We start from the raw sequence: 253 nt of genomic DNA, 5'->3' as shown, positions 1-253 counted from the left end.
GGTGTCGGCCCTCATACGATCGGCAAATGGCGCAATCGCTTCATCGCAGATCGGATCGAGGGACTCTACGACGAGATGCGTACCGGCAGGCCTCGCACGGTTGAGGATGAGGCTGTGGCCGAGATGAAGCCGCAACCCATTGGAGCGTGCGCGCCATCGCCAAAGAGACGGGCATTGCCAAGAGCACCGTTCATCGCTTGTTCCAACTCTTCGGCCTGCAGCCTCACCGCACTCGCAGCTTCAAACTCTCGAC

General features: G+C 60.5%; 1 pseudogene. It reads left to right on the top strand.

The window, feature by feature from the left end:
* Window positions 1–253: pseudogene (locus FNJ47_RS52200) on the top strand (helix-turn-helix domain-containing protein); the annotation flags it as partial.

The sequence above is a fragment of the Bradyrhizobium uaiense genome (assembly GCF_010811875.1).
GTDB lineage: Bacteria > Pseudomonadota > Alphaproteobacteria > Rhizobiales > Xanthobacteraceae > Bradyrhizobium > Bradyrhizobium uaiense.
The sequence above is the reverse complement of the archived record's forward strand: the minus strand, read 5'-3'. Positions and strand labels throughout refer to the sequence as shown.